Source organism: Geminicoccus flavidas (assembly GCF_009806515.1).
GTDB lineage: Bacteria > Pseudomonadota > Alphaproteobacteria > Geminicoccales > Geminicoccaceae > Geminicoccus > Geminicoccus flavidus.
This window is the reverse complement of sequence record NZ_WUJP01000306.1, coordinates 1-7,129: the sequence shown is the minus strand read 5'-3', so window position 1 is coordinate 7,129 and position 7,129 is coordinate 1. Positions and strand designations below refer to the sequence as shown.

Sequence of the window (7,129 nt, the reverse complement as noted above, 5' to 3'; positions counted from 1 at the left end):
CGACGCCGATGCAGTGGCCGCCCACCAGGCCCGGCTGGAAGCGCAGGAAGTTCCACTTGGTGTAGGCGGCCGCCAGCACGTCGCTGGTGTCGATGCCGAGCCGACCGAAGATGATCGCCAGCTCGTTCATCAGCGCGATGTTGAGGTCACGCTGGGTGTTCTCGATGACCTTGGCGGCTTCCGCGGTCGCGATCGAGGGCGCCTCGTGGATGCCCGCCGCCACCACCGAGCCATACACTGCCGCAACCACCTGCCGGGTCGCTTCGTCGCTGCCGGCCACGACCTTCACGATCGTTTCCAGCCGGTGCTCCTTGTCGCCTGGGTTGATCCGCTCCGGGCTGTAGCCCAGCGTGAAGTCGCGCCGGTAGGTCAGGCCCGATTCCTGCTCCAGGATCGGCGCGCAGATCTCTTCGGTGACGCCCGGGTAGACGGTGGATTCGTAGACGACGATGCCGCCCCTGCCGAGCTGGCGGCCGACCGTGCGCGAGGCCGCGATCAAGGGGCGCAGGTCCGGCTGCTTGGCCGGGGTGATCGGGGTCGGCACCGTGACGATGTGGAAGTCGGCCCGCTGCAGGTCAGTAGGGTCGCTGGTCAGGCGCAGCCGTGCCGCCCGCAGCCGTGCCGCCTCGACCTCGCCGGTCCGGTCATGGCCGCGACCGAGCTCGCCGATCCGCCGCTCGTCGATGTCGAACGCCACCACCTCCCCGGCTCCGCTCTGGCCGAAGGCCACAGCGACCGGCAGGCCGACATATCCCAGCCCGATGACCGATATCCTGCGTCCGTGGTCCATGCAGTTCATCCAGGGGGCATGCCGCCGGAACAGCCGGAAGCCGCGCTCAGATCTGGCACGTGCATAGCCCGGGTGGCAGCGCCAGGCCATCCTGACGGGCCATGGCAGCCTCGGCTCCACGACCTCTGCAGAATTCGCATCTGAACCATGCAGATCCAGCCGTTTCCGGCGCCACCCTCCGGAATGTCCGCTGTTGCGGACCGGCCCGAGACGCCCTACATCCGCAATGCCCACAGGCTTCTGATAAGTTGCTGAAGAACGGCGGTTTTTGCGTACAGGTGGGTGTCGGGCCGGGGCTGGGATGTGGGCAGTGGCGCCGGCGCGCCGGCGCCAGCGCTTCGTCCACGCACTTGGCCGCCGAGATGAACCGGGCGCGGGAGGACGATGGCGATGGCTTCGGCAGGATAGTCCACGGAACGAACCGCATTTTCGTCCGTTAGCAGGGTGCGTCGGCCCGCCGTCACCGGAGGATTTCTCACGGTGGCGTGAGGCCGGGCGGGGGAAGGGGCACAAGCCCTCGCAGAACTTCCGCAGCACGTCGATATACCCGACACATCAGCGCATGTAGCGAGGCTGGACCACATCATGGACCGTGTCGTCGATCGAGATAGCTTGGCATTGGCCCTGGATCCGGCCCCGGCCGACATGCCGGTCAAAGGCTTCACAGAGCCATTGCCCCGGCCCGTGGCGCTGCCTTCGCATCCGCACTCGACCGGCTGGCGGCTGCTCGTGATCGGCATCTGGCTGACGCTCACCGGTATGGCGACCTGGTGGCTGGGCGGCGGCTTGGCCGCGGACGGATTGTCGGTCGGTGAGATCGTCCTGCTCACCCTGTTCACCCTGTGCTTCGGCTGGCTGGCCTTCGGCTTCGCGCTCACTGTGGCGGGCTTCCTGGCGCTCAAGCGCGGCGTGCCGCCCGCGGGCATGAACCGCCCTACCAGCACCGCCTCGCTCCTGCCGCCTCGCGGCCGCACTGCTGTGCTTATGCCGCTCCGCAATGAGGATCCGCGCGAGAGCCTGGCCAAGCTGGAGAGCCTGATCCGGGACCTGGCCGCGCTCAAGATGGACGGCCGCTTCGCCTTCCACATCCTCTCGGACAGCAATATCGAGTCGGTGATTGAAAAGGAGCGGCGCGAGTGGCAGCGCCTGGTGCGCTCCTGGCCCCAGTTCCGCATCATGTGGCGGGTGCGCACCGACAATTACGGCAAGAAGGCCGGCAACATCGCCGAGTTCTGCCGCAGCCATGGCGGTCGCTACGACTACATGCTGATCCTGGACGCCGACAGCCTGATGAGCGGCCGCACGCTCGCCTCGCTCTCCCGGCTGATGGACGCCAACCCGGACGCCGGCATCATCCAGGTCTCGCCGGGGCTCACCGAGGGCGAGACCCGCTTCACCCGCTACCGGGCGCTGGCGACCCGCATCTACGGGCCGATTGCGTCGGCCGGCCTGTCGATCTTCGCCGGCAGCGAGGCCAATTATTACGGCCACCACGCCATCATCCGGGTGCGCGCCTTCACCGAGAATTGCGGCCTGCCGGAACTGCCGGGCAAGGCGCCTCTCGGTGGCCCGATCATGAGCCACGACTTCGTCGAGGCCGCCCTGGTCCGGCGCAGCGGCTGGCGGGTCTGGCTGGCCTACGAGCTGGACGGTGCCGTCGAGGACAGCCCGCCCACCCTGATCGACGAGGTCAAGCGCGACCGGCGCTGGATGCAGGGCAACCTGCAGCATCTGCGCCTCCTGCGGATGCACGGCCTCCATCCGCTGAGCCGGCTCCATTTCTTCATGGGGGCGTGGGCCTACATGGTCTCGGCGGTCTGGATGGCACTGGTGGTCACCAGCCTGATCGTGAGCCCTGGCGGCGGCGAGGCCGGTGCCGTGCTCCCGTCCATCCTGATGATCACGCTGGTGCTGCTGTTCGCGCAGAAGCTGCTGGGCATCAGCCATGCGCTGGCCGAGGGCAAGGAGCGGTCGAGCTGGCGCTTCTGGCGGGACGTGATCGGCGAGCAGATCTTCTCCACCCTGACCTCCCCCTTGTTCATGGTCTTTCACACCCGCTTCCTGCTCCAGACCCTGCGCGGGCAGGTGGATGCCTGGGGTGCCCAGGCGCGAGGTGCCAGGCGCCTAAGCTGGGGCGAGGTGTGGAGCACCCACATGCTGCCGGTGGGCATCGGCGTCGTGCTGCTGGGCCTGGCTCTGTGGTTCTCGCCGACCGCCCTGCCCTGGCTGGCACCGATCCTGGCCGGACTCTGGCTGGGGCCGGTAGCGACCTGGTGGTCGGCGGGTGCGGCCAGAACCCCGGTACGCGCCCCGTTCCTCGCCGTGGCCTGACCGGCCGGAGACTTGTGCAAAAGGCGGCCGCGAGGCCGCCTTTTTCGTTGCCGCTGCGGTGGTAGCAACGGATGCTGGCCGGAGCGAGGCAAGGAAGGATCATGGCGACGATGAGCGTGCTGCTGCGCACCCTGGCGGTCCTGGCGCTGACCGGCGGTCTTCTGACCGCCTGCACGCTCAACCTGCCGACCGAGCCGGACCAGCCCACCGAGCTGGACGCCGGCTGAGCCGGGCGTGGGCCGGGCTCTTCACCGCGCCAGCATGGGTCCGAGCGGCTTGCCGGCGAACAGATGCAGGTGGAAGTGGGGCACTTCCTGGTGGGCGTCCGTGCCGGTGTTGCACAAGGCGCGGAAGCCGGGCGCCACGATGCCGAGCTGGTCGGCGATCTTCGCCACCGCGCGGAAGAAGCCGGTCAACTCCTCGGCGCTGGCCCGGGCGCTGAAGTCGGCCAGATCGGTATAGGCGCCTTTCGGGATCACCAGCACGTGGGTGGGTGCCTGGGGGTTGATGTCGTGGAAGGCCAGCACGAACTCGTCCTCGTAGACCGTCCGGTTGGGGATCTCGCCGCGCAGGATGCGCGCGAAGATGTTGTTCGGGTCGTAGGCCATCATTACCCTCGCCGCGATTGGGTTACTGTCCCGTTCCGGAGCGCGTCCGCGCCGCCCGTGTCAAGGCAATGTGTCAAGCCAAGGAGTGAGTAGATGGCGCTAGCGGTGGCCATCCAGATGGACCCCCTGGAGACCGTGGCGATCAACGCCGACAGCACCTTCGCCCTGGCGCTGGAGGCGCAGCGGCGCGGCTTCGGCCTCTACCACTACCTGCCGAAGAACCTGTCCTGGCGAGACGGGCGGGTGCTGGCCAAGGCCCGGCCGATCAGGGTGCAGCGCGTCCAGGGCGACCATGTCCAGTTCGGTCAGCCGGAGATCCTCGACCTTGCCGGGGTCGACGTGGTCCTGCTGCGCCAGGACCCGCCGTTCGACCTGAACTACATCTCGACCACCCACCTGCTCGATCGGGTGCATCCGAGGACGCTGGTGGTGAACGACCCGCACCATGTCCGCAACGCCCCGGAGAAGCTGTTCGTCACCCAGTTCGCCGAGCTGATGCCGCCCAGCCTGATCACCTACGACATTGAGGAGATCCGGGCGTTCCGTAAGGAGCATGGCGACATCATCGTCAAGCCGCTCTACGGCAATGGCGGGGCCGGCGTGTTCCACCTGAGGCCCGACGATACCAATCTCGGCAGCCTCCACGAGCTGTTCGCCCGCTTCCTGAACGAGCCTTTGATGGTCCAGCGCTACCTGCCCGCCGTGCGCCAGGGCGACAAGCGGATCATCCTGGTGGACGGCAAGGTCGCGGGTGCGGTGAACCGGGTGCCGGCCGAGGGCGAGTCGCGCGCCAACATGCATGTCGGCGGCCGGGCGGAGAAGAGCACGCTCACCCATCGTGAGCACGAGATCTGCGAGGCGATCGGCCCGGCGCTCAAGCAGCGCGGCCTGATCTTCGTCGGCATCGACGTGATCGGCGACTATCTCACCGAGATCAACGTCACCTCGCCCACCGGCATCCAGGAGATCGACCGGTTCGATGGCGTCTCGATCGCGGGGCAGATCTGGGACGTGATCCAGGAGCGGGTCGCAGAGAACCGCGGCTCGGCGGTCTGAGCAGGCTGCCGCGCTACCCCTTCCCGGGTTCGTTCGTGCAAGAAGGACGGTCCAGGCGACGGCGCTAGCTGGAGCGCCAGATGGCCCAGCTGCTCGGCAGCGGGGCCATGCCGATCCCGGCATAGAAGGTTTCGGCACCGGGGGCGGCGACCAGCACGAGGGTAGTGCATTTGCCGGCGACCGCGTGGGTTTCCGCGATCAGGCGCCGGCCGATCCTCCGGCGCTGGAAGCTCTCATGCACCGCCAGATCGGACAGATAGCAGGCATAGGCGAAGTCGGTGATCGCTCGGGCGACGCCCACCAGCTGCGTGCCGGCCCGCGCCGTCAGAACGATGTCGGCTTGGCGCAGCATCCGCTCCAGCCGGGGCAGGTCCTCGATCGGCCGCCGGGCGCCGAGCGTGGTGGCGGCCAGGAGGTCCCGGAACGCACGGGCGTCCAGCTCGGGCTCCTGCGCGTAGCGGATCGTCATCGGCTGGATTCCGGGTTGGTCGGGGCTGGTTTGCGGCTGATCCCTATCCAAACGAAACGGGGGCCATCAGGCCCCCGTCGTTTCGAAGCGGAAGAACGGGCTCAAGCCGCGGCCGAGAGCACCTTCTCCAGCCGGCGCGTGGCCTCGGCCTCGTCGACCTTGTCGATCGCGGCGACCTCGCGGGCCAGGCGCTCCAGGGCGGCGCGATACATCTGCCGCTCGGAATAGGACTGCTCGGCATCCTCGGCGCGATGCAGCTCGCGAACCACCTCCGCGATCGCGACCGGATCGCCGGAATTGATCTTCGCTTCGTATTCCTGGGCGCGGCGGCTCCACATCACGGAACGGCGCGGCTTAGTCTTGATCTTCAGGGCTTCGAGTGCCGAAGAGATCTTCTCGCGCGAGCTGAGCTTGCGCATCCCGGCCTTCGCCGCCTTGTTGACCGGCACCCGCAGCGTCAGGCGCTCATTCTCGAAGCCGACTACATACATCTCCAGCTCGAAGCCGGCGATGATTTCGGTCTCCACGCTGCGTACCCGACCCACGCCGTGGGAGGGGTAGACGATGTGATCACCAGGCTCGAAAGCCAGTTCTTTTTTGGCCATCCGGCACTTTCCCTCGCGTCTCGTCAGGGACTGGCCGTTCGCAGCCATCCCGACGCTTCACTCCGATGTGAACGCTACGACGTCGGCGCCTCAATGACCCACGCAGGCAGGCAAGTCGGGCCGACCAGTAGGAGAAGCAGACAAATTGTCTTCAACAAGAGATACATACCACATTTCGGAGCCCGACGCCACCGGCCACGGCAAGGCGTCGTCATCCTGTATGTGCAATGCACCCCGACCTGTCCGCTGGCCTATCCATTGCCCTCGCCGGGCTTGGCACTGAAGAACTGCTCGTACTTGCCGGGCATGTTCTTGAAGCTGTCGGCGTCGTCTGGCTGAGGCCGCTTTCGGGTAAGATTAGGCCACTGGCTGGAGAACTCACGATTGAGCTCCGCCCACTTCTCGCCCTCCGACTCCGTGTCCGGGACGATCGCCTCGGCCGGGCATTCCGGCTCGCATACGCCGCAGTCGATGCACTCGTCGGGATTGATGACCAGCATGTTCTCGCCCTCGTAGAAGCAATCTACCGGGCAGACCTCGACACAATCCGTGAACTTGCACCTGATGCAGGCTTCCGTGACCACGTAGGCCATGAATACTCCGAGTTCCCACGTAAAAGGCCGGAGACATGACTGCCACCGGCCTTGAGCCCGCATGCGACGCCGCGCGCGCCGGATCCTGCGGCAGCCGACATATAGCGTTTTTTCCTCACCACGTCGAGCTTGTGCGGCATTCGCGCGCACCCGGCCCTTCCTCGACCAGCTCCTGCCAAGAGCAGCATAAGCCGCTCAGCGGCCGAACAGCCGGTCCAGGGCCGCACGGTCGATGGAGATCCAGGTGGGCCTGCCATGGTTGCAGGTGCCGCCGTTCGGGGTAGTCTCGATCTGGCGCAAGAGGGCGTCCATCTCGGCCAGATGCAGGCGCCGGCCGGCACGCACGCTGCCGTGGCACGCCATGGTCGCCGCCACCCGCTCCAGGGAGCGCAGTAGGGCTTCGGCACCGCCATGCTCCTCCAGGTCGGCAGCGAGGTCCTGCACCAGCCCGGCCAGGTCGGCGGAGCCCAGCATGGCTGGGCTCTCGCGGACCAGGACGGCACCGGTGCCGAACCGCTCCAGCACCAGGCCCAGCCGCGCCAGCTCCGCCTCGGCTGCGGCCAGCAGGTCGACCTGGTGCGGCGCCAGCTCGACCACCACCGGGACGAGCTGGCCCTGGCGCGCCACCGCACCGCGCGCCAGTTCCGCCTTCAGGCGCTCATAGACGATCCGCTCGT

Annotated in this window: 8 protein-coding genes and 1 pseudogene; 3 read left to right on the top strand and 6 right to left on the bottom strand. The window is 67.5% G+C overall.

The features are described 5' to 3' along the window. Positions 1-790, bottom strand: a 790-nt coding sequence (locus EQG76_RS08475; protein WP_159712410.1) for a nucleotide sugar dehydrogenase, incomplete at its 3' end; no start/stop codon positions are given. Between the two features lie 585 nt (positions 791-1,375). Here EQG76_RS08475 and mdoH point away from each other — a divergent pair. Together mdoH and EQG76_RS32740 are read left to right on the top strand one after the other, a co-directional pair. Continuing rightward, the gene (gene mdoH, locus EQG76_RS08470) at positions 1,376-3,121 is read left to right on the top strand and encodes a glucans biosynthesis glucosyltransferase MdoH (protein WP_159712399.1); all 1,746 of its coding nucleotides are present in this window, start codon (positions 1,376-1,378) and stop codon (positions 3,119-3,121) included. A gap of 101 nt (positions 3,122-3,222) precedes the next feature. Then, positions 3,223-3,348: a hypothetical protein gene (locus EQG76_RS32740; RefSeq protein WP_255476493.1), complete on the top strand. Its 126-nt coding sequence runs from the start codon at positions 3,223-3,225 to the stop codon at positions 3,346-3,348. A 21-nt stretch (positions 3,349-3,369) separates the two neighbouring features. Here EQG76_RS32740 and EQG76_RS08465 read toward each other — a convergent pair whose 3' ends face one another. Next, positions 3,370-3,729: a histidine triad nucleotide-binding protein gene (locus EQG76_RS08465; protein WP_159712412.1), complete on the bottom strand. Its 360-nt coding sequence runs from the start codon at positions 3,727-3,729 to the stop codon at positions 3,370-3,372. 93 nt (positions 3,730-3,822) lie between these two features. On the opposite strand from EQG76_RS08465, the gene gshB reads away from it, so the two are divergent. After that, a complete protein-coding gene (gene gshB / locus EQG76_RS08460; RefSeq protein ID WP_159712397.1) occupies positions 3,823-4,785 on the top strand; it encodes a glutathione synthase in 963 nt (320 codons plus the stop codon). 64 nt (positions 4,786-4,849) lie between these two features. Here gshB and EQG76_RS08455 read toward each other — a convergent pair whose 3' ends face one another. From EQG76_RS08455 to EQG76_RS08440, 4 genes and pseudogenes are all read right to left on the bottom strand, one after another. Continuing rightward, positions 4,850-5,254, bottom strand: a complete 405-nt coding sequence (locus EQG76_RS08455) for a GNAT family N-acetyltransferase (RefSeq protein WP_159712395.1) — start codon at positions 5,252-5,254, stop codon at positions 4,850-4,852. 101 nt (positions 5,255-5,355) lie between these two features. Further along, complete coding sequence (locus EQG76_RS08450; RefSeq protein WP_159712393.1) at positions 5,356-5,859, bottom strand: CarD family transcriptional regulator; 504 nt, start codon at positions 5,857-5,859, stop codon at positions 5,356-5,358. 251 nt (positions 5,860-6,110) lie between these two features. Then, positions 6,111-6,452, bottom strand: coding sequence for a ferredoxin FdxA (gene fdxA, locus EQG76_RS08445; RefSeq protein WP_159712391.1), 342 nt, complete (start codon positions 6,450-6,452; stop codon positions 6,111-6,113). A gap of 195 nt (positions 6,453-6,647) precedes the next feature. Then, positions 6,648-7,129: pseudogene (locus EQG76_RS08440) on the bottom strand (DNA mismatch repair endonuclease MutL); the annotation flags it as partial.